The organism is Fluctibacter halophilus (assembly GCF_020687825.1).
Classification (GTDB): Bacteria; Pseudomonadota; Gammaproteobacteria; order Enterobacterales; family Alteromonadaceae; genus Fluctibacter; species Fluctibacter halophilus.
Genome location: NZ_JAJEWP010000005.1, coordinates 202,298 through 223,082, shown reverse-complemented (window position 1 = coordinate 223,082; position 20,785 = coordinate 202,298). Strand labels below are relative to the sequence as shown.

At 52.6% G+C, this 20,785-nt stretch carries 21 protein-coding genes; 3 read left to right on the top strand and 18 right to left on the bottom strand.

Translation table 11 applies throughout. The annotated features are described in order from the left end of the window. Positions 1-63: 63 nt before the first annotated feature. The 4 genes from dnaB to LJ739_RS15635 form a co-directional block, all read right to left on the bottom strand. Positions 64-1,452, bottom strand: coding sequence for a replicative DNA helicase (dnaB, locus tag LJ739_RS15650; protein WP_229162028.1), 1,389 nt, complete (start codon positions 1,450-1,452; stop codon positions 64-66). A 157-nt stretch (positions 1,453-1,609) separates the two neighbouring features. Beyond that, entirely contained in the window at positions 1,610-2,563 is a 954-nt protein-coding gene (locus tag LJ739_RS15645) for a DUF4097 family beta strand repeat-containing protein (protein WP_229162027.1), read from the bottom strand. Positions 2,564-2,604: 41 nt separating this feature from the next. Next, positions 2,605-3,114 (bottom strand): hypothetical protein, encoded by a 510-nt coding sequence (locus tag LJ739_RS15640; RefSeq protein ID WP_229162026.1) that lies wholly within the window; start codon positions 3,112-3,114, stop codon positions 2,605-2,607. Continuing rightward, positions 3,107-3,670 carry an RNA polymerase sigma factor gene (locus LJ739_RS15635; RefSeq protein WP_229162025.1) on the bottom strand — a complete coding sequence of 188 codons (564 nt, stop codon included), beginning with the start codon at positions 3,668-3,670 and terminating at the stop codon, positions 3,107-3,109. Before LJ739_RS15635 ends, LJ739_RS15640 begins: the two co-directional genes overlap by 8 nt. 106 nt (positions 3,671-3,776) lie before the next feature. Between LJ739_RS15635 and LJ739_RS15630 the strand changes: the two genes are divergently transcribed. After that, on the top strand, positions 3,777-4,415 hold the full coding sequence (locus tag LJ739_RS15630) for an MOSC domain-containing protein (protein ID WP_229162024.1): 639 nt from the start codon (positions 3,777-3,779) through the stop codon (positions 4,413-4,415). Positions 4,416-4,466: 51 nt separating this feature from the next. Here LJ739_RS15630 and rplI read toward each other — a convergent pair whose 3' ends face one another. The 7 genes from rplI to LJ739_RS15595 all read right to left on the bottom strand — a co-directional run bounded on the left by rplI (position 4,467) and on the right by LJ739_RS15595 (position 9,248). After that, positions 4,467-4,916 carry a 50S ribosomal protein L9 gene (gene rplI, locus LJ739_RS15625; protein WP_229162023.1) on the bottom strand — a complete coding sequence of 150 codons (450 nt, stop codon included), beginning with the start codon at positions 4,914-4,916 and terminating at the stop codon, positions 4,467-4,469. A 28-nt stretch (positions 4,917-4,944) separates the two neighbouring features. Next, positions 4,945-5,172, bottom strand: coding sequence for a 30S ribosomal protein S18 (gene rpsR, locus LJ739_RS15620; protein WP_229162020.1), 228 nt, complete (start codon positions 5,170-5,172; stop codon positions 4,945-4,947). An 11-nt stretch (positions 5,173-5,183) separates the two neighbouring features. Then, entirely contained in the window at positions 5,184-5,576 is a 393-nt protein-coding gene (rpsF, locus tag LJ739_RS15615; RefSeq protein ID WP_229162019.1) for a 30S ribosomal protein S6, read from the bottom strand. A 170-nt stretch (positions 5,577-5,746) separates the two neighbouring features. Then, positions 5,747-6,625 (bottom strand): DMT family transporter, encoded by an 879-nt coding sequence (locus LJ739_RS15610; protein WP_229162114.1) that lies wholly within the window; start codon positions 6,623-6,625, stop codon positions 5,747-5,749. 122 nt (positions 6,626-6,747) lie between these two features. Then, positions 6,748-7,821, bottom strand: a complete 1,074-nt coding sequence (locus tag LJ739_RS15605; protein WP_229162017.1) for a peptidase M42 — start codon at positions 7,819-7,821, stop codon at positions 6,748-6,750. A 16-nt stretch (positions 7,822-7,837) separates the two neighbouring features. Next, positions 7,838-8,308, bottom strand: a complete 471-nt coding sequence (locus LJ739_RS15600) for an NfeD family protein (protein ID WP_229162016.1) — start codon at positions 8,306-8,308, stop codon at positions 7,838-7,840. A 4-nt stretch (positions 8,309-8,312) separates the two neighbouring features. Continuing rightward, positions 8,313-9,248, bottom strand: coding sequence for an SPFH domain-containing protein (locus LJ739_RS15595; protein ID WP_229162015.1), 936 nt, complete (start codon positions 9,246-9,248; stop codon positions 8,313-8,315). Positions 9,249-9,386: 138 nt separating this feature from the next. Here LJ739_RS15595 and LJ739_RS15590 point away from each other — a divergent pair, with 138 nt between their 5' ends. Then, complete coding sequence (locus LJ739_RS15590) at positions 9,387-10,334, top strand: GGDEF domain-containing protein (RefSeq protein WP_229162014.1); 948 nt, start codon at positions 9,387-9,389, stop codon at positions 10,332-10,334. Between the two features lie 2 nt (positions 10,335-10,336). Here LJ739_RS15590 and LJ739_RS15585 read toward each other — a convergent pair whose 3' ends face one another. Then, positions 10,337-12,640, bottom strand: coding sequence for a carbohydrate binding family 9 domain-containing protein (locus tag LJ739_RS15585; protein WP_229162013.1), 2,304 nt, complete (start codon positions 12,638-12,640; stop codon positions 10,337-10,339). A 290-nt stretch (positions 12,641-12,930) separates the two neighbouring features. Between LJ739_RS15585 and LJ739_RS15580 the strand changes: the two genes are divergently transcribed. Continuing rightward, the gene (locus tag LJ739_RS15580; RefSeq protein WP_229162012.1) at positions 12,931-13,455 is read left to right on the top strand and encodes a hypothetical protein; all 525 of its coding nucleotides are present in this window, start codon (positions 12,931-12,933) and stop codon (positions 13,453-13,455) included. On the opposite strand, the gene LJ739_RS15575 is transcribed toward LJ739_RS15580, so the two are convergent. The 6 genes from LJ739_RS15575 to LJ739_RS15550 form a co-directional block, all read right to left on the bottom strand. Beyond that, positions 13,452-14,138, bottom strand: a complete 687-nt coding sequence (locus LJ739_RS15575) for an SOS response-associated peptidase (RefSeq protein WP_229162011.1) — start codon at positions 14,136-14,138, stop codon at positions 13,452-13,454. The two genes, LJ739_RS15580 and LJ739_RS15575, sit on opposite strands and share 4 nt — an antisense overlap. A 3-nt stretch (positions 14,139-14,141) precedes the next feature. Further along, positions 14,142-14,912 carry a dienelactone hydrolase family protein gene (locus tag LJ739_RS15570; protein WP_229162010.1) on the bottom strand — a complete coding sequence of 257 codons (771 nt, stop codon included), beginning with the start codon at positions 14,910-14,912 and terminating at the stop codon, positions 14,142-14,144. A gap of 129 nt (positions 14,913-15,041) precedes the next feature. After that, positions 15,042-17,282, bottom strand: a complete 2,241-nt coding sequence (locus LJ739_RS15565; RefSeq protein ID WP_229162008.1) for a TonB-dependent receptor — start codon at positions 17,280-17,282, stop codon at positions 15,042-15,044. Positions 17,283-17,449: 167 nt separating this feature from the next. Beyond that, the gene (locus LJ739_RS15560) at positions 17,450-19,345 is read right to left on the bottom strand and encodes a methyl-accepting chemotaxis protein (protein WP_229162007.1); all 1,896 of its coding nucleotides are present in this window, start codon (positions 19,343-19,345) and stop codon (positions 17,450-17,452) included. Positions 19,346-19,590: 245 nt separating this feature from the next. Further along, complete coding sequence (locus LJ739_RS15555; RefSeq protein ID WP_229162006.1) at positions 19,591-20,490, bottom strand: DUF1295 domain-containing protein; 900 nt, start codon at positions 20,488-20,490, stop codon at positions 19,591-19,593. Continuing rightward, positions 20,481-20,729 carry a DUF6482 family protein gene (locus LJ739_RS15550; protein ID WP_229162005.1) on the bottom strand — a complete coding sequence of 83 codons (249 nt, stop codon included), beginning with the start codon at positions 20,727-20,729 and terminating at the stop codon, positions 20,481-20,483. Before LJ739_RS15550 ends, LJ739_RS15555 begins: the two co-directional genes overlap by 10 nt. Positions 20,730-20,785 lie beyond the last annotated feature (56 nt).

Genomic DNA, 20,785 nt, shown 5'->3' with positions numbered 1-20,785 from the left:
ACTGAGCCATGATGCAGTCATACTAGAGGGAATTGACCAGCAGGTAAATTAATTATCGGCGAATTATTCGTCAGAGTATGCCGGACCGGCATAGTTGTCGAAGCGTGAGAATTGCCCCTGGAAGGTCAATCGGACGGTACCTATTGGGCCGTTCCGTTGCTTACCGATGATGATTTCAGAGATGCCTTTAAGCTCACTGTTCTCGTGATAAACCTCATCCCGGTAAATGAACATGATCAAGTCAGCATCCTGCTCGATAGAGCCTGATTCACGCAAATCCGAGTTTACCGGACGTTTGTCGGCACGCTGCTCAAGACTACGGTTAAGCTGCGACAAGGCCACCACCGGCACTTCCAGTTCCTTCGCCAAGGCCTTCAGTGAACGGGAGATTTCGGCAATTTCCAGAGTACGGTTATCGGACAATGATGGCACCTGCATCAACTGCAGGTAATCGACCATGATCATACTGATGCCACCATGCTCCCGCGCAATTTTACGTGCCCGGGTACGCACTTCCATTGGTGTCAGGCCTGACGAATCGTCGATAAACAGGTTGTTCTTGTCTTTCAACATCGCCATGGTGTTGGAGATCCGTGCCCAGTCTTCGTCATCCAGCTGCGCCGTACGGATTTTGGTCTGATCTACCCGGCTCAGGGAGGCCAGCATACGCATCATGATCTGCTCTGCAGGCATCTCCAGACTGAATACCAACACCGGCTTTTCTTCCAGCAACATGGCGTTTTCGCACAAGTTCATGGCAAAGGTGGTTTTCCCCATCGAGGGACGGGCGGCAACGATGATCAGATCCGAGGGTTGCAGACCACTGGTTTTCTTATCCAAATCGTTGTAACCGGTGGAAACACCGGTCACTTCTTTGTTGTTTTTGATCAGTGCTTCAAGGCGGTCAATGGTCTTGCCCAGTACCATTTCAACGCCTTTGGGGCCTTCGTTACTACCGGTACGCTTTTCGGCAATTTCGAACACCTTGCTTTCGGCCAGATCCAGAATTTCCGAGCTGTCACGTCCTTCCGGGTTGTAACCCACCTCGGCAATATCATGAGCCACGCCAATCAGTTCACGGGTGATGGCTCGCTCTTTAATGATTTCGGCGTAAGCCACCACGTTGGCCGCGCTGGGGGTATTTTTGGCCAACTCACCGAGGTACGCAAAGCCACCCGCATCTTCCAGCGCATCGGCTTTTTCCAAGGCTTCGGACACAGTGATCAGGTCGACCGGCTGGTTGTTACCCAACAAGTTCAGGATGGCTTTATAAATTAACTGATGGGAGCGATTGTAAAAATCATCCACCACCACGATTTCGGCCACCTTGTCCCATGAATCGGGGGCAATCAACATACTGCCCAATACTGATTGCTCTGCCTCCATGGAATGGGGCGGTATCTTCAGTTTCTCAATTTTTTTGTCGGGACTGTTCTGGGATACAACTTTCACACTGGCCAACCGGGTAACGATTAAGGGTCATATTATGCGCTAAATATCGGCATATAAAAAGCATCGCTGACAGGAAAGTCCAGTGTGGGTAAACGCACTGCAGGGATAAAAAAAAGCGTGGCCTTTAGCCACGCTTTCTGATGTCAGTCGATTCACCTCACAAGCGTACCAGCTTGATACGACCACTTACCGTTGACACATCCACTTTGCCGTCACCACCACCGACAGAGAATTCTAACCAACGGCCGGGGCCGTATTTGGCTTTGTTCTCACGGTCATCGCTAAGGCCATTACTGATGCTGCCACCGGCATGTGCTTCAATGTCAAAGTGTGCTGATACATCGCCACGAAAACCCAGTTCAATCTTGCCACCGACAGAGGTCGCCCGGACATCGGCTTTACGGGCCAGCGTCATTTGGGTTTCAATACTGCCATTGACGGTGTTGACGTTGAGCAGTTTGACCGTACCCAAATTCAGCTCCATATCTCCGTTAACCGTTTCTGCACGGAACTCTTCCACTTCGGCTTGCACATCAATGTCACCGTTAACACTTTCATAGGTCACATCAGTCGCGCGGGTGTTGCGGTCCTTGATGTCACCATTGACGGTTTCAATTTTGACATCCCCAGCCAGATCCGTGGCATTGATATCACCATTCACCGCTTCCAGTCGCACCCGCCCCTGCAGTGCACTGACATCGATTTCACCGTTAACCGTTTCAATGCTCGCGCCGCCATTGATGTCTTTAACCTCGACATCGGCATTGGTTGAGGTATAACTGACGCGACTGCCAATCGGCACAAAAATTTCCAGTTTGTCGCCATCATCATTGCCCCAGTTGGTCCAGCTGCCGCGGCGTTTTTCCACCTCGACTTTAATCACCACTTCATTACCATCCCGCTCAAAAATAAACTCGTCGGTCTTATCGCCGAGTTCACCTTTCACCTGAACCTGGTTTTTATCCCAGCCCCTGATCGTGGCGTATCCATTGACATGCTCAATTTCGACATAACCACTGGCAGCGGCTTCGAGGGTGCGATCAATTTGCTCTCCCGCCCATACCAGGGAAGAAAACAAACAGAGGGTCGACGTTATCAGTAATTGCTTCATCATACTGTCCTGTGTTGCAGCTCGCCGTTGTTGGGGAGCCATTAAATTTGTTGCCACTTGGGTGAGTGAACCCGTTCGATCAAATCAATCTGTTGCTGGTGAACCTTCTGTAGCATCTTCAGCAGTGCCATATTGTCGGGATCCTGATCGAGTGCCGCTTTAATGGCTTCCGATGCAGAATCGAGTTCATCCAGTTGCTGTTGCCAGTTTTGGGTCAACGCCGGTTGATCCTGAAATTTCACCAGCAAGGCATTTTTTTGTTGTTCATGCTGTGCACTGAGGGCATTAACCAACTGCATGCCATCCAGTTGTGGTGCCGGACTACGCAGGCTCAACACGCCCACCAGGCCCACCACTGCCACGCTGGCAGCCAGTGATGCCCACACCACCGTGCGGCGGTTATCGCCTGCGGATGAACGAGCATCGTCGTGCTGTTCTTCACGGGCCAACGCCAATTCAATGCCCGGCCAGAGATCCCGTTGTGGCATCTGCGCTTTGGGAAGCTCAGCCAGTTGCGCTTCAAGCTGCGCATCAAATTGCTGTTTAGTCATACCCCATCCACTCCTTCAATAGTTGCTTCGCGCGGTGGAATTGCGCTTTGCTCGAGCCAACGGCCATACCCAACATGGTGGCAATTTCCTCATGCCGATACCCTTCAATGGCGTGTAAAACAAACACCATTCGCGCCCGTTCCGGCAACCGCTGAATGTAGTCATCCAAACACACTTCCGCACTGGAAGGTTCGGCCACTTCATTGGCAGCGTCGGTATCCTCGATGTTAAACATGCGCTGAAACCAGCCTTTTTGTTTGCGTATGTATGAGATGCACACGTTGCTCGTCACGCTGTGTAACCAGGTCGAAAATTTACTGTCACCTTTAAAATTTCCGATCTTCCGCCACAGTTGAATAAACACTTCTTGCGCAGCATCCTCCGCCAGCCCGCGGTCGCCCGCCAGGCGATAGCACAAACCGTATACCTGGCCGATGTAGGCGTGGTAAAGTTTGTGATAGGCGTTTTTATCCCCTTGTTGCACTGCCGCAATCAAATCCCGTTCGCTCTTTTCTGCGAAGGTGTCAGCGGCAGCGACAACGGTTCCTTGTGTCATCAATGTGTTCTGTCATCTGTGTTGCTTTGAAAGATTAGTCGCAGGGTAATTCACAAAGGTTTAAAGCACCAAAAAATTCATGCAAAAAAATCAGAAGGACGATTTTATGGTTATTGAGGGCTTGTACGCCGGAACGGCAAAAACATTTGGTCCGCGCCAGGAGTCTTCCGCCATTGTCAAACAACCTCAGGACAGTGTTGTCATCGAAGCACAAGGCATCGTAACCGACACCCAGGCCGATCGACGATTTCACGGCGGCCCTCACAAGGCACTCCACCAATACAGCCTGGTTGGTTATGAGATCCTGAACAAACGCTTTCCGTTGCTGCACCGCTCGCTTCATCCCGGGGTATTAGGTGAGAATCTGACTATCGCTGATATGGATGATGAATCGGTATGCATCGGTGATACCTACCGTATGGGCGAGGTGGTCTTGCAGGTCAGTGGACCGCGCATCCCTTGCTGGAAAATCAATCACCGCCTGAACTGGCCTGATGTGGACAAATTTATCGCCAAACGGGCCATCTGTGGCTGGTATTTTCGGGTGTTAGAAGGTGGAACCCTGCAGAAGGGATATTCCGTCGAAAGAACGGCACAGCCACATCCCGGCATGTCGGTAGCTAGCCTGGTGCGGGTCATCTATGATCAACAGGCCAGCGCATCGTTGCTGTCACAATGGGCGACGCTGCCGTCGTTGGAACCGCTGTGGCAGGAACGACTGGCCAAGCGCGCCGACAAGACATAAAAAAACACCGCCCTTGGGGCGGTGTTTTTAAGACTGCAAACCTAGACAGGCTTACTCAGCAACGATCACCAATTTGATGGTGGTCATTACGTCTGAGTGCAACTGCAGGTCAATCTCGAACTCACCGGTTTCACGCAGTGTGCCCATTGGCAGCTTAACTTCAGCTTTAGCAACGTCAACACCAGCAGCGGTGATGGCGTCAGCGATGTCACGCGTACCAACAGAACCGAACAATTTACCTTCGTCACCAGCAGGTGCTGCGATGGTCACGTTTTCCAACGCGGCCAATTTCTCAGCACGGCCTTCAGCAGCTTTCAGCTGTTCAGCGATTTTCGCTTCCAGCTCTGCACGACGCTGTTCAAACTTTTCCACGTTCGCTTTGGTTGCAGGAACTGCTTTACCTTTAGGGAACAGGAAGTTACGTGCGTAACCAGATTTTACGTTTACCTGGTCACCCAAACCGCCCAGGTTGGCGATTTTGTCTAGTAGAATGATTTCCATCTTTGCTACCTCTTAATTACGCCAACGATTACTTGTGAGAATCAGTGTAAGGCAACAACGCCAGGAAGCGCGCACGCTTGATAGCGGTTGACAACTGACGCTGATACTTCGCACTGGTACCTGTGATACGGCTAGGGACGATTTTGCCACTTTCCGTGATGTAGTTCTTCAGGGTAGCGATGTCTTTGTAGTCGATTTGCTCTACGCCCTCAGCAGAGAAGCGGCAGAATTTACGACGACGGAAAAAACGAGCCATTATCTGTCTCCTTATTCGTTGCTTTCAGCAGCCGCTTCAGTAGCAGCAGGCTTATCTTCGCGCTTTTCACGACGCTCTTCGCGACGCTCTTCTTTCGCCATAGGAGACTGTTCAGTCACAGCACCTTTGGTACGCATAACCATGTTACGCAGCACGATGTCGTTGAATCGGAAAGCAGTTTCAAGCTCTTCAATCGCTTCTGCAGATGCTTCAGCATTGATCAGAACGTAGTGTGCTTTGTGCAGTTTTTCGATTGGGTAAGCCAGTTGACGACGGCCCCAATCTTCCAAACGGTGGATAGTTCCGCCGTCTTTGGTGATGATACCAGTATAACGCTCGATCATACCTGGTACTTGTTCGCTCTGGTCAGGGTGGACCATGAACACGATTTCGTAATGACGCATGTCTGCTCCTTACGGTTGTAGCCTCTTACAGCACAGCCAAACTGTGTCGAGACAAGGAACGATAATGTATGGCTGATTTAAGGGCGCGAATTGTATATAAACTGGTCACGGAACACAAGGGAATTTAATCGCGCCCCTGAACTTGCCGATTGCGTGTCGCTTCGAGGGGACTAAAGGTGCTCAGCGGCCACCAGCACAGCCACGCCCACCAGGGCAAAAACCGACCAGATCGCAGTCTTGCCGTTAACTTTTTCACCCAGCACTTTGGCGACCAGCAATGACAAGATCACACTGGTTGCAAACAAGGTTTGAACCACCGCGGCTTTGGTATAGGTGAAGGCCAGCATTTGCAGATACAGAGCCGCAAAGGTGCCGATCACGGTGGCCCCTGCGAACAGTCGCCAGGTGCGCATTTTGTTTAGCGTTATCGGCATCCAGCGTTGCCGGGTGACCACCATCAGCAACACAATCATTGCCATACCGCCTATCAGGCGCACCTGGCTGGCATTGAAGGCGTCTACGCCCGTCTCGGTCAGAATGTCCCGGCTGATCACTGCCCCCACCGCCTGACAAAGTGCTGCCAGCGCCGCATACACATAACCGGAGGCTTCGAAAATCTGTTGGGTATCCCGCTTTTGCAGTTTTATTACAACATCGACCGAAAACAGTACCATCGCTACCCCAACCCATTGCTGCCAGGTCAGCCATTCGGCGATCCATGCCATCGCCAACAGGGCGGTGAAAATGGGGGCGAGGGTCTCAGCCACCAGAATGGATTGACTGTCGCCGATTTTGTTCAGTGCCTGGAAAAAAAACGTATCACCCAGGCCGATGCCGATAACACCGCTGAGCAATAGCCAATAGATTGCACTGTTGGGTAGCGACACTGCCGGCAGAAAAAACTGGGTAATGACCAACAAGATGCCGATCGCCGCCAGGCCTTTCCAGAAATTCAGTGCCAACGGCGAAAAACTTGCCCCTAACACCCGAAACATGCGCGCTGCGATAGCCCAACACAACGCCGTGCTCAATGCCGCAATCTCACCTATCACCTTGAACTCCTCTTGCCTATCACCGGGTCGACACAACGCGCCGCCAAAAAACGGGCGCTAGGGTAGCAGAAAGGTTGCACAAGCCAAAATGATTCGGCGGCAACAGTGGAATGGCACGGTCAGGATGAACTGTTCAACTGCTTGTGGCCATGCACAAGCACGTTCAGAAACGCCAACACAGCGTCAATCGGCGCGGTTTCTTCCATGGTGTGATAACCCGAAGTGGGGATTTGCAGGGTGGTACCGTCCACCAGCCCACCGGAGGCTTGTACGATACGCCCCATTTCGGTGGAACCCAACGACATAGGCTCCAGGCCCTGACTGACAAGGTCAAGATTGCGGCGCTCGACATAAGCATCTTTGTATTGGCAGGTATAACCCATACTGGCACACACAGAAGCCAGACGTTCGGTCAGTGCAGCGTTAAACGGTGCGTTGGCATCCTTGTTACGCAGCACCAGGTGCTGCTGACACGCCACGTCAAAGTCTGGGTAAGGACTGGTATCCACCACGATCAATTGATTGGTACGACCGCCAAAACGACGGAACCACTCCAGCAAGTAGCGCCAGCTTTTACCGGCTTCTTCCTGGGCGGTAAAGAAGGCAGTCCCCTCAAAACCACATTCAAACAAATACACCAACGCCGCCGCCGTCAGCACATTGTCCAGCTGACCGACCAGCGCGACATCGCTGACCTTGAGGCGATCACTGAAAGCAACCGGCGTCCCGGCAACCAGATGGGCCAGACCTTCGAGGGTAAAAATGAGGTTATTGCGATGCTCGCAAACATACGATGAAGTGATCTTTCCCTGCCCCCGGTATGCGCCGGACCATGGCTCATAGGCATACACCGCGTCATCCTGAAAGCGGTCGACGATTTTCTGGATCAGTTGTTCACTGACCGAATTGCCGAGCAGATCGGAGCGAGCCCCGGCCACAAAGGCTGCGTACTGAAACTCGTTTGGCCCGGTACAAATCAGGCCGTGGCGGTCAATATGGGCCGACAAATACAGACTGTCGGGCTTTGCCCCCTGGGCCACCAATAATCCTTCGTACCAGTTAACCGTTGCACCACGCTCTTCCAGCTCCCGTTGCAATACGCGGAAAAACGCGTGCTCCGCTCCGACCACAGACGGGTTTCTGAGCAGGGTATTGAGTAAACTGATAAAGCCGTCTGGCACACGGGTAAACATTGTCGCACTCCACTATCTACTGGCTGTCGTTTTGCGTCTGTGGGCTTACAAACAACACTCCCACGTCAACCCGATCAACCCTGACAACCGCACCGGCAGGAATACTATTCTGTGTTTCAACCCGCCACAGAATACCACTGTAGGAATGCTCACCCGGTTGCTGTGGACTGATGTCCTGCTCAAGCCGCCAATGATAGCCCACCATGTCGTTTTGCGCCGGTTTGTTGTCCACCTGACTCTGCATGCGTTTGAGGGGCTTCCATAATAATGCGGCTTCCAGCGCCGTCAGTACGGCAACACTGGCCATGGCAATCAACCCGGTATCGGGCAAAATCTGCACATACATCAGTGCACCAACCACGATACAAGCGACCCCGACAAAAAACAGCACAAAGGTGCTAAACCCCAGGATCAGAATCTCAATGGCCAGTAATGCCAGACCGAGGATCACCAGATGCTGGGGGAGGTCCTGTGTAAACCATTCCATCAGCCTATCCTTTATTCAATGTCTGAATGATACTGGTGGCCTGAGCAACCAGACTGGCAGCATCGGTTTTATCATCCGGCAACAGCACGACCGAAGACTCTTTCGCAATGGCTTGTTTTGCCTCGATAGCTTTGGTGGCCAGATCCAACTGGATCGCTTTCTGACCTTCTTCGGTATTCGCCGCTTCACCGACCTGACGCAACGCTTCAGCCTGGGCTTCGGCAACCGCAATGATGGCTTTGGCTTCACCCTCGGCGCGTAAGATCTGTTCCGATTTATCTGCCTCGGCTGCCAGTACCACTGCAGCTTTCTCGCCTTCTGCACGGTTGATTGCGGCCTGGCGATCACCTTCAGATTCGAGGATCTGGGCCCGTTTAACCCGCTCGGCTTTCATTTGCGCTTCCATCGCTTCCATCACAGAGTTAGGCGGAATGATGTCCTTAATTTCGTAACGCAACACCTGAATTCCCCACGGCGTCGCGGCATCGTTGATGGCTCGCACAATGTTGGTATTGAGCATATCCCGCTCTTCAAAGGTTTTGTCGAGCTCCATTTTACCCAATTCGGAACGCATGGTGGTCTGGGCCAGTTGGGTCACGGCAAACACATAGTTTTCAACCCCGTAAGTGGCCTTGTAGGGATCCAGCACCCGGAAATACAACACGCCATCAACATGCAACGAAATATTGTCTTTGGTGATCGCGCTTTGCTCGGGCACATCCACTGCCTGCTCTTTCAACGAGCGGTCGGCAGCGACCACGTCAATGAAGGGAACAATAAAGTTAAGGCCGGCTTCTTTGGTGGATTGATAACGCCCGAAACGCTCAATCAGAAAGGCACGGTTTTGTGGCACGAATTTGATCGATGCTTTAAGCAGCACCAACACAAACACCAGCAAAAACGCTTCAACGGTTAACACGTAATCGAACAACAACTCCATTTTGTTTCACTCCTTAACAACACTGTCGCCATCATACTCTGAGCCGGTAAAGCACGGCAATCAAAACAACACAATGTGCAATTAAGCGTTTCTGGCAAGATTGACTATAGTAAAAAAAAGCGTTTCGGGAACGTCACCATGCCGACCCAATCCTGCGATACCACAGCCCTGCTATTGCGGTTTATTGACACCAGCAAAGATGGCTATGGCGTGTTTGACGCCAACGATAAGCTGATTTTTTCCAATTACGTGTTTCGGGACATTTTTTGTCTGGAAGATATCTGTACCGATGGCTGCAATTTCGCCGACCTGGTCCATCATGCCTTTACCCAGAAGCGCGGCCTCAATATCGAAGCCAATGACATTGATGACTGGCTGTCCTACGTGGGTACGGTGCGACGTAAGTCTGAATTTCGTCTGTTTGAAGTGGATTTGGTCGACGGTCGCTGGATGCTGTTTTCCGAACACCTGCTGGACAGCGGAGAACTGCTGGTTCACACCAAAGACATTACCCGCCAGAAAGTCACCGAATCCCGCCTCAAGCGCAGCAATGAAAAGTTGCACCATCTGGCCCTGACCGATGAGTTAACCCAACTGGCCAACCGACGCAGCTTTGTCGAGTCGGTCGAGTCTGAGCTGGCCCGCTGCCAGCGCAGTGAAGGGTTTGTCACCATGGTGGTCATGGATCTGGATTACTTCAAAAACATCAACGACCAATACGGCCATCACGGTGGTGACGAGGTGCTCGTGCATGTGGCAAAAAGCCTTAAACAGGCGCTCAGACAATACGACATTGTCGGGCGAATTGGTGGTGAAGAGTTTGCCATTTTTCTTGGCCAGACCGACGCGGTCACTTCGTTGGAGGTGGCTGAGCGCGTACGTGCGCTGATTGCCCAGACGCCCCTGCATTATGAGGGTAGGGAGATCTACCTGACCGCCTCATTGGGCATGACCTGCCGCCCCTGTGATGTTGGCTTTGAACAGTTATACGCAGAAGCCGATGAAGCCCTGTACATGGCCAAAGGCCGGGGGCGCAACCGTGTTGACGTCTACCCTTCAGAACAGACTCACGAGCTGATCGCCTGATCTTATTGCAACCAGGCGTAGCTGATTTTCATGAATACCGATTTGTCGGTATTGGTCATTGCCGTGATCTGATCGTCCTGAAACGCCGAATCCGCATAACCCACGAAGAACTTGGTCAATGGATTGACTTTGTAGCTGTACAGCAATTGGGTACCGAGGCTGCGGTAGCGGCGATCGACGGGCTCGAGGTAATTATCCGGATTACGTTCAATGTCGGCATACACCAGTACCAAACGTAAAAACTGCCGCTGGTCAAACTGGTACGTCATGCGGGCATCGGTCAGATTGGCGGTGAAAACATCCTGACCGTCGGCATCCAGTGCGCTGTAGGTGTGGCGCACATCCAGTTGCAAATGTCGGCCAATGCTCCAGGAAATTTCCGGATTGATGTAAACCTGTTCGCCGAGACGATCGTTTTCAAAATCGATCTGATCACCCAGCCGGGCATACACACTTGCCTGCACTTCAGCGACAGGGCGGAACTCAATGTAAGTGCTGGCCATCTGCTCGGCAAACCACTGGGTGTTGCCTTTCACCTGAGTAATACTCGGATCGTGCCGCAACCCACTGCGCTCCCGCTGCAGTAAGCCGACTTCCATGTAGGATTGCCATTTGCCGCTCATGCTGAGATAGACTTCGGTCTCTTTTTCCAGCATGTCACCGGCATCGTTATAGGTCACATCCCAGTCACCAAATACCTCGATAGCATTCCACCAGTTGTCGTCACTGAGCCACACGTAGCCGCCACCGATCACGGTCTGATTACGATCCACGCCAGACACAAAACCCAAATCAGCACGGTAATCCTGATCCTGATGGTAATGGGCAGCCCTGAAATGCCAATTGCGCTCTTCATGACGGTAATTGACCCGATAACTCTGACCGTTGAAGTCATCCTCGTGATCAAGTCTTAGCGCAGCCTCACTCCATTGATCACTGCTGTCACAGCCACCGTCTGTACAAAAATCCTGATACAGACCCAGTGGATACTGGGTATTTGAACCCACCCACTGAACACGTAATACATCCTGATCCGTCAGTTGAACCTTGGTGTCGAAGCCGGCGACATAATTGTGATAATTGTCCGACTCACGGGCGGTAAACGCCGCGCCCAGGCTGACATCGTCGTTCACATCGTAGCGGTAACGCAGCCCCAGATTGGTGGATGATTCTTCCAATACGGCAATGTCTGAGCCAAGGTTTCCGGGTACCAGGAAGGTCGTGCTTTCATCGTCCGCCACGAACACACCGAGGGTATGATCACCCATGCGTCCGGTGGCTTTGGCTCCGTAATTCGGGCTGGCGATATTGCGGGTATAGATCAGTGTCTGATTGGTGTCGAAATAGTCGGCGTTATCCAGAAAGAACGGGCGTTTTTCATCAAAATACAGCGCAAACGTATTGTTGATACTGAGTTGGGCAACATCCGCTTCGACTTGTGAAAAATCCGGATTCAATGTGCCCTGCAACGACACTTCCGGGGTGATGGCCCATTTCAGATCGAGTCCAGGTTCAAACACCGTGTCGTCCTGCCAATCGAGGCTTTCGTAGGGGTCACGGCTACGTCCTCTTCCCAGCACCAGGGTCGGGATCAGCGCCAGGTTCTGACTCTGACTGGCGCCTTTAAACCCGGACACTTCACTGAGCTGGCACAAGGTACAGGCATTGTTGCGATCATGAGGCGTGTTAGAAATACGCAGACGCTCATTGCGGGGGTAAAAGCGCACAAACTCAGCCCCCCACACCTTGTGTTCTTCACCTTCTTTAAAATTCAGAATACGCAGCGGAATGGCCACCTCGACCACAAAGCCCTGCTCAGTGATTTGTCCGGCTGACTGCCAGATGGCATCCCAGCTGTCACTTTCACTGCCGGTCATTTCATTTTCAATCGAGTCCGCCTGGATCCCCAGAGGATTGATGAAGAACTGATAAGCCAGACGACTATCATTGAAAGTGTCCAGCTTTATGCCCACCATATCATCGTTCCAGATCCCGTCACGATCCCGGTAAAACGCACTGATTGCATCGGGATTAGGATCGTCGGCAATGAACCGCACAAACAGCATTTCACCATTTTCAACCACCCGCACTTCTGTCGCGACCGGAGGCGCGGTGTTCTCAAACGGACGGGTCACATAGTTTAATTGGATGACCCTGGCATCCTGCCAGCCCGGATCATCAATGCTGCCATCCACGGTAATGGTGCTCTGCGTGGCGGGGATGATCAGGGGCTGTGCGTCACACAAGGCACTGCCCGCGAACAGCAAAAATCCGCTCAGATAACGCCAGACGCCAACACACTTCATCCTAAGTCCTTCATTTTCTTCTTGTTTAACCAGCCCTTGGGCGTTAAGGCCGGTAACTCTAGCGGCTGTCGCAAATAACTTACAGCTCGGATCCGTCCAATGCGTCAATCATTGCGATAAAAAACCAAAATGTTTAACCCCCTTTGCCCGACTAGCATCCGGGTCAAGGCGAAATCTGATCACCCTGACGGGCTGGTTGTGTTGGAGAATTTCCGTTGACGTTAGACGTCTGGTTGGGGATATTGGTGCAAGTTTGGTCAGTTGCAGCCACATTGTTAATAAGGGAACCTATGCTGAGCAGTGATGAAGAAAAACGCATGCTGGAACAGCATGCCGGCGAAATCTTTCTGCGCTGCTACCAACAACGATTCGGTATTCCCGGCACCTTGCTGCACAGCAACTTGCCGCGCAAACCGGACCTGAGCTGCAAGATTGGCGAACAGCCGGTTGACCTGGAAATTGCTCACCTGTATGGCAGCGAAGAAGAAGCCATGTTGTTGTTGGGTCGGGAGTTGGATCAAAAAACCCGTTATGCGTTGAAGCAGCTGTGGAGCGATGATGATCCTCATCTGCGTCTGGTACACAGTCTCAATCGCATACTGGCCCATAAGAGCACCCGTCGGTATGAGGCAAAACGGGTCTGGCTGGTGATCCGCAACGCCCACCCCGCGTGGCGAACGCCGATTATTCGTCAACAATTGGATCAGGTGTCTCTACCCCGCTTCCACCCCTTCGGTCAGATTTGGATCATCGGCGATTTGCAGGGCAGCAGTGGGATGTTGCAACTGTACCCGGGAAATCCGCAAACGGGCTAAAAATCAAACCCCTGTTGCGCCGCATCATCCGCTTTTTCAGTGTCAGACAGAGGCTTTACGGCATCTGGATTGTCCCAACGTACATTGTTTACCGACGGCGACACCGGATAGAAATACATCCCTTGTGGCGTATCCTTATGAGCAATTTGCCAGGCCATCTCGACATCATCCTGCAACCACGCCTGTCCTGATTCTGCGGAGATCATTACCGGCATGGCGTGATGCAGCGTGGCCAGTTGCCCTTGTGCAGGGCGAGTCAGAACGGTGAATGAAGGTGGAAAGCCTTCCCGATGGGCGGTTTCAAACAGCCCCGCTAACACCGTGGGTCCTTTGTCTTCTCGGGTCACAAAATACGGCTGTTTGCGGCCATTTTGCTGACGCCATTCATAATAGCCCAGAATCGGCACTAAACATCGCTGGCCAAGGGCCCAGGCGTGACGAAACGTGGGCTTTTGCGCCACACTGTCAAGCCGGGCATTGAAGGTGGAAAAGCTCGGATTGGGGGTATCACTCCACGGCGGGATCATGCCCCATCGCATCACTGCAGTGCCGCCACGGAGCACCACCGGAACCGGCTGGGTCGGTGCAACGTTAAAACTCAACTGGCCACTGCCGGGCCAGTCTCCAAGCACGGCATCCCAGCCATGCATGGCGCCAACGTGATTGGCAAACCGACCACACATGGCTTATTCGTCAATAAACGCCAGTAATGCCTGCCAGCTGTCGTTGTCGGCCTCGGCATTGTATTCCAGTGGCATGTTGTATTTGCTGCCTTTCTCGTCCGCCCCCGGATTGGTGAAGCTGTGTTTGGCTTCGGGATAATTGCGAAACTGCAGGTCGACCCCCGCGTCGAGCATCTCTTGCATAAACGCACTGACCTGTTCATGGGGAACGAACGGATCAGCGCCGCCGTGGGCCACCAGGATGCGGGCTTTGACCTTGCCCTTTTCGGCAACCAGTTGGGAGCCCAGGCTACCATGGAAACTGGCAACACCGGCCAGATCATTGCCCATTCGCGCCTGATTCAATACCACGGCACCACCAAAGCAATAGCCCATCGCATACACCCGTTCTTTGTCGACGTTGGGGTTTTCCAGCAGAATGGCTTTGGCCGCATTGAAGCGGGCATTCATGGTGTCGGGATCGTTAAATGCGGCCTGCATGAAACCTTTGGCGTTGTCTGGGTGTTCGGCCACTTTTCCGTGCCCGTACATGTCCACCGCGATGGCCGTATGACCCAGCTCGGCGAGCATCCGCGCACGCTCACGGGCGTAGTCATTCAAGCCCCACCATTCGTGTACAACAATCATCCCCACGCCCGGTGACGCTGCGTCGCTGTTACTGTACACAACAGCAGTTCCCAAATCATTCGGCAGGGTCACAGGCGTTTCAGTCACCGCCGCCCAGCCAGGCGCTAACCATAACAGGCAAAGTACACTTACAATCCGACCTAACATGTTGTTCTCCTTTGAGGTTGTTCGACAAGACTAGCCGCGTAAGCTAAGTATGTCCAAACCGTTGTATACGATCACTGCAATAAAAAAGGGCGCCTCAGCGCCCTTGGATAATCGTGCTATCGCTGTTGGTTAGTACAGCTCAAATTCCTTGCTGAATCGCACGCCAAATTCACTGCGATCATTGCTGCGTACGATGCCGACGAAACCTGACTGCTGCAGGCGTCCCTGATCGTAAATCTCGTTGAACACGTTTTCACCGTACAAACTGACCCGCCAGTCTCCTGCAGCGGACAGATAAGTCACGCTGAAACCGAACAGTTCACGGGCGTCAATGCGTTCACTGGGATTATTGACCGACTGGCCCTGCATCTCATCGCGGAATGAATAATCGGCGTTGAACGACAAGGTTGCACCGCTGTCGAGGTCGACAAAATACGAAGGCGCAATCATCACTGTCCACTCAGGCGTCAAGGCCGGCGCATCTCCTTCACCGATGCCCAGCACTCCGTCATCAACCTGAGTGATTTCGGCGTCCAGGTAACCTACTGCCGTGCGGATAACGAAGTCATCGGTCACATTCCAGGTGGCTTCCAGCTCAATACCACGGGCTTCTGACTCACCGGCATTTTCGACGATGGTGACAAAGCCGCCCCCGGCAGTGGGATCGGAGAAGGGCAGCGCCAGGTCAGTGTATTCGGTGTAAAACACCGCCGCCAGTAACGAGAAATCATTGCTAAGACGGCCTTTGAAGCCCATTTCATAATTGATTGCGGTAGTTTCATCAAACGACACAAACTGCGCAGCACCGCCGAACGGACGAGGTGGGAAACCACCGGTCTGATAGCCTTTTTGGATCTGGCCGTAGACGTTCAGACCGTTGTCCAATTGATAAGCGGCATTGATATCCCAGGTAATTTCGCTCCAGGACTCAGACAGGTACTTGCGCTCGGCGAAACTCGGGAACATCGCATTGGCGTCTTTTTCATCTTTCGAATAACGCAGGCCACCACCAACACTGAGTTTGTCTGTCACATCAACAGAAGCGTTGAAGTAAGCAGCGTAGGCATTGGTCTCCTGTTGCAAATCGAAGAAACCGTAGTCACCGAAAGACGGCGTTACACCATCGTTGAGCAACCCATCAGGAGTGTTGAACGGGCTAAATACCCAAGGACCAGATTCGGTTTTCCCGTCTTCATTGAAGAAATACAGTCCTGACACAAAGTCCCAACCGTCATAGGCACCGTTAACCTGAAGCTCCAACGAGTACTGATCCGCTTCACCGGTTTCCGGAAATTCAGACAGGTTCAGCGGAGAGGCATCGTCATCAAGGCCACCTTCATACTCCGACGTGCGATAACTGCCAATCAACTTGCTGTCAATGTGCTCATTGATTGTCCACGCCAGCGTCAGGGCACTTCCCCAGCCCTCATAAGCGGTCGATTCGATACCTGCAACGGTGGTACCCAGATCGTCCGGGTCTGAGGGTAGCAGGTCAGGCGTCAACAATGGGAAGTCACCGTTGAAAACGTCGTTCGGGTCGAGCGGGGTGGTGAATTCAATGGTGTAAGGGGATTGGCCGGATTCGTTGTCCACCATGTCGAAAGACCACAACAGGGATACGTCGTTGTTGAAGCGATACTTGGCCGCCAGACGTGCACTGTATTCCTGCTCTTCACCGATTTCTTTTTCAGGATTGGCCAGATTGACGGCTTCACCCACACCATCACGGCGTTTAAACGCACCGCTGGCGGACACACTGAGCTGGTCGGTCAGTTCATTGTTATAGTACAGTTCGGTTGCCAGTCGGCCGCGTGAGCCGGCTTTGGCGGTGACACGGGCCATGGCTTCATCACCCGGTTGTTTGGTGATGATGTTGACCGCGCCGCCCAGGGTATTACGACCATACAGGGTACCTTGTGGGCCCCTGAGTACTTCTACCCGCTCAATGTTTGGCAGACTCAGGTTGGCACCCATCTGGCGCCCCAGGTAAACCCCATCAACATACACACCCACGCCCGGGTCTGTGGTGATAATGTGATCCTGCAAGCCGATGCCGCGGATAAAAATCGACGCATGGCCGGTATTTCCCACACCGTAGCGAGAAATGTTCAGGTTCGGCACGTACTTACCAATGTCATCCAGATTGCCTACGTTGGCGTCTTCCAGCAGCTTCTCGCCGATGGATGTGATCGCGGTTGGGGATTCGAACAGGCTTTCAGTGCGCTTACGGGCAGTCACCATAATGGTTTCCACCTCATCGGCTTGCGGCTGGTCTGGTTGCTGAGCCACGGCGTTAGAAGAAAAGGCCGTAACAATGCTGGCAGCCAACATGCTCAGACGGCGCTGCAAAGAGGTACAGGTATTTTTCATGTGTGTTTCCATAGACGGTCGTGAGGCATCAAAAACGACTCACACGGGTGCAAAAATGAACAATCGCCATGTCGGGATGGCAATAGGGGCGCTGAACAGCGCCCCTGAAGACATAGTATAAACGCAAACGACAGGATTAAGGAAATTTCTTGACCAATCAGTCAATACTAACGGTATTGTTTCACCAGTCGATCCAGGGTGTTGGCCAAATCCTGAAGGGTTGCATTGGATTGGGCCACTTGATCGGAGGACGATAAAAAGGCATCAATCTCCTGGCGAATAAGGACCAGATTATGTGCCACCTCATCGGCCGCTTTCGCCTGTTGCTGGGTGGTGGCTGCCACATGGCGATTTTTGTCCAGCACATCCTGAATTTGTCGTTCGATGTCTGCCAGGGTTTCAGCATTTTGTTCCACCGCTTGGTTGCCTTCCGAGGACTTCTGCTGACTGAGCTGAATCAGGTTAACGGCTTTACTGACCTCTTCCTGCAAACGCTGAATCGTACTGCCTATTTCATCGGTAGAATCGTGTGTACGCTGAGCTAACGAACGCACTTCATCAGCGACCACTGCAAACCCCCGCCCCTGCTCACCGGCACGGGCAGCTTCGATGGCGGCGTTGAGTGCCAGCAGGTTGGTCTGCTCTGAAATACTCTTGATGATGTTCAGAACGTTTTCAATCGATTCCGTGTGTTTAACCAGTTGCTCGATTGACGTGGCTACCGCCTGATTCTGCTGGGTCAGTTCATGGATCGCCCGGCTGGCGGTTTCCGCCACACTGCGGCCTTCACCACTGACCTGTTGTAACACTTCCGCGGTACGAGATGCATCGGTGGCATTGTCGGCAATATCCTGCACAGAGGCATTCAATTGATCGATTGACTGGGACACATCCTGGGTATGCTGAGACTGGGTCTTGCCCAGCTCAAAGGCAGAATCCGCCTGCCTGAGTACGGTTTCCGACACCTGCTTCAGTTCACCACTGGTGTTGGCAATAGCATCAATGGTGTTTTTAATTTTTTCAATAAAACCATTGAAGCCATTTTGCAGGGCCTGCAATTCGGCCGAATTCTGCGCCTGCAGACGTACATCCAGGTTCGCTTCCTGCGCTCCCAACCGCTCAAAGGTTTGCGCCAATTCGGCAACCGGTTGGGTTAAACGCTTGGCCAGCCACAATGCAATCGCTCCACAGGCCAGGCCTATCACCAGGATTTGCAATACCATGCTGATCAATGCCGCATTCAACTCACTGAACAACTCTGCTTCAGGCACCTGGGCGACCACATACCAGTCAGCACTTTCAATGTAGCTGCTGGCCAGGTACACCTTGTCACCGTCAATGTCGGCCTGGGTCATGGAAAACGGTTGTTTGCGCAGCAGCTGGCCGGCCGATTGACCGTACAAGCTGTTCAGGTTGGTCTGTTCAATCAGACGACTGTTTTTATGCAGTTTAACCATGCCGCTACTGTCGACCAGGAATACGAAACCGGTCTCGGCAATGGTGTTGCGGTTGAGCATCTGCTGAAAGTCGGAAATGGTGCGGGCGATCCCCGATGCCACAACACCGTTTAAATCCTGGTAGTTGACGAACAACTTGGAGTCCCCGTCCTGGGTATACAAACTCTTGGAACTCGCCATGCCACTAGCCCGGTAGGCGTAGAACCAACCGTCCACCTGATCATCGTTAAGCACGCGCAAAAAGCCATCCTGGTTCCAGTAGTGTGCAGTCTGACGATTTACCACAGAGGCGTTGGTAAGGTTGTATTGCTTTTGCACCCGTTGCAGTTGCGCGATGACCGTGGCTTCATCCTGCTTGGGATGGCCAGAACGCATCCAGTTCTCGATAAACGGGTTAGACACCAGTTGGCGGGCGGCCTCATCAAGCACCGAAATTTCTTTGTCGATCTGATTGCGAATACGCTGCAACACATTGGGTAACTGAATGGTTTCAACACGCTCAATCACCAATGCTCTGGCTTGCCACTGACTTAATGTCCCCACCAACACCGTGGCAAGGATAACGGCGATAAACAACGCCAGCGAAAATTTCATTTTTATCGACATGGAAGCTGACACCATGGCATACAACCTATTAGCAGTGGATTAAACGTTAACAGCAGCATCCATGTTGACTGGCACACAAACGATGTGTCGCTGATGGCTATCAGGCGATCGTCTTGTCAATAAAACTAGTTGATGTTCAACCAAATGTCATTGGAACCCGGTTTGTGTATTCAAGGTGCTGTGTTAAGACCAGAAACCTGACCACTGTATCGTAAAACAGCACAATTTCTTGAACACTTAGTCAGTTATTGACCCAGGCGAGGACACAGTGCCGGTGTTTTACGGCGGTAGGACTGGTACGCAGGGTCATCGCCAAAGCGACGCTGATTATCTTCGTCCAGCAGTGGAATACCACTGATGCGGGTCAGCAACACGTACACCCAAACGGGTGAAATCAGCGCCACCCATTGCAGGCCAGACAACATCGGCACACTGATCAGGGCGATACCGCACCACAGCAGGATCTCGCCTGCGTAATTAGGGTGGCGACACAACGCCCATAACCCGGTGTGAATAAACCGGTCGGGGGAATGGCGTCGAAACTGTCGCTTCTGTGCATCCGCAACGGTTTCAATGCAAAAACCCAATAGCCAAAGCCCGCTGCCGACGGCTGTCCACAGCGAGACCTGTGCCGCTGGCGTGGTGATGATGGCAAACACACACAATAGCGTAAGCCAAACCCAAACGGCCTGTACGGTCCAGGCCAGTGTAAAACGCACCGGGTCATCACGCAGTTGGTCAAACCGGCGATCGTGGCCGTCACGCAGAATACGGTTAAGCAGGAAACTGCCCAGACGCGCTGCCCACAAGGTGACCAACAGGGTAACCAGCAACGGCAACACGCCATCATCGGCAGCTAAAGCGTAAACGCTCCACACAACAGCGAGGAAACTGGCTGCACCCACGGCATCAAAATAGCGTTCTCCTGCACCGGTGAGCGCTGCATGCAACACCCCCAGCCATTGCAAACCAAACAGACCCACAGCAATCATCGCCATCTCGGTCAGCGCAATTTTCCCGCCGGTTACTGCCATGCCCAACGCGACACACACTGCGCCGAGCAGAATAGCCATCACAAAAACACCCAGCACACCTCGCCAGTGTTGGCGTGCGCTGAATTGGTCAGACAATGTACTCAATGCCACTCAATCTCCATGCTGAAACGATTATCGACCTGGGGCTGGCCAATCATCTCATCCTGGGTGACTCGATGCTGCAAATACACATGCTCAAAGCGCTCCAGGGACAAATCCTGCTTGATGCTGTTAATGCTCGAATAACACTTAGGTTGGTTATGTTGATCGTAAATGCAGTACTGACGGGCACCGTCAACGATACTGGCGAGGTAATTGCCACCTTCAAGGGCTTCAATGATCAGGTTCATGGCGGTGTACTCCGTACAATGGTTTAACCGTACAGTTTTAACGCAGCACACCGCGT

What these genes read in the sequence shown, in the direction of transcription:
- LJ739_RS15645 (WP_229162027.1), bottom strand. Translation starts at nt 2,563, where the DNA reads ATGAAGCAATTACTGATAACGTCGACCCTCTGTTTGTTTTCTTCCCTG.
- LJ739_RS15640 (WP_229162026.1), bottom strand. Translation starts at nt 3,114, where the DNA reads ATGACTAAACAGCAATTTGATGCGCAGCTTGAAGCGCAACTGGCTGAG.
- LJ739_RS15635 (WP_229162025.1), bottom strand. Translation starts at nt 3,670, where the DNA reads ATGACACAAGGAACCGTTGTCGCTGCCGCTGACACCTTCGCAGAAAAG.
- LJ739_RS15630 (WP_229162024.1), top strand. Translation starts at nt 3,777, where the DNA reads ATGGTTATTGAGGGCTTGTACGCCGGAACGGCAAAAACATTTGGTCCG.
- rplI (WP_229162023.1), bottom strand. Translation starts at nt 4,916, where the DNA reads ATGGAAATCATTCTACTAGACAAAATCGCCAACCTGGGCGGTTTGGGT.
- rpsR (WP_229162020.1), bottom strand. Translation starts at nt 5,172, where the DNA reads ATGGCTCGTTTTTTCCGTCGTCGTAAATTCTGCCGCTTCTCTGCTGAG.
- rpsF (WP_229162019.1), bottom strand. Translation starts at nt 5,576, where the DNA reads ATGCGTCATTACGAAATCGTGTTCATGGTCCACCCTGACCAGAGCGAA.
- LJ739_RS15605 (WP_229162017.1), bottom strand. Translation starts at nt 7,821, where the DNA reads ATGTTTACCCGTGTGCCAGACGGCTTTATCAGTTTACTCAATACCCTG.
- LJ739_RS15600 (WP_229162016.1), bottom strand. Translation starts at nt 8,308, where the DNA reads ATGGAATGGTTTACACAGGACCTCCCCCAGCATCTGGTGATCCTCGGT.
- LJ739_RS15595 (WP_229162015.1), bottom strand. Translation starts at nt 9,248, where the DNA reads ATGGAGTTGTTGTTCGATTACGTGTTAACCGTTGAAGCGTTTTTGCTG.
- LJ739_RS15590 (WP_229162014.1), top strand. Translation starts at nt 9,387, where the DNA reads ATGCCGACCCAATCCTGCGATACCACAGCCCTGCTATTGCGGTTTATT.
- LJ739_RS15585 (WP_229162013.1), bottom strand. Translation starts at nt 12,640, where the DNA reads ATGAAGTGTGTTGGCGTCTGGCGTTATCTGAGCGGATTTTTGCTGTTC.
- LJ739_RS15580 (WP_229162012.1), top strand. Translation starts at nt 12,931, where the DNA reads ATGCTGAGCAGTGATGAAGAAAAACGCATGCTGGAACAGCATGCCGGC.
- LJ739_RS15575 (WP_229162011.1), bottom strand. Translation starts at nt 14,138, where the DNA reads ATGTGTGGTCGGTTTGCCAATCACGTTGGCGCCATGCATGGCTGGGAT.
- LJ739_RS15570 (WP_229162010.1), bottom strand. Translation starts at nt 14,912, where the DNA reads ATGTTAGGTCGGATTGTAAGTGTACTTTGCCTGTTATGGTTAGCGCCT.
- LJ739_RS15565 (WP_229162008.1), bottom strand. Translation starts at nt 17,282, where the DNA reads ATGAAAAATACCTGTACCTCTTTGCAGCGCCGTCTGAGCATGTTGGCT.
- LJ739_RS15560 (WP_229162007.1), bottom strand. Translation starts at nt 19,345, where the DNA reads ATGTCGATAAAAATGAAATTTTCGCTGGCGTTGTTTATCGCCGTTATC.
- LJ739_RS15550 (WP_229162005.1), bottom strand. Translation starts at nt 20,729, where the DNA reads ATGAACCTGATCATTGAAGCCCTTGAAGGTGGCAATTACCTCGCCAGT.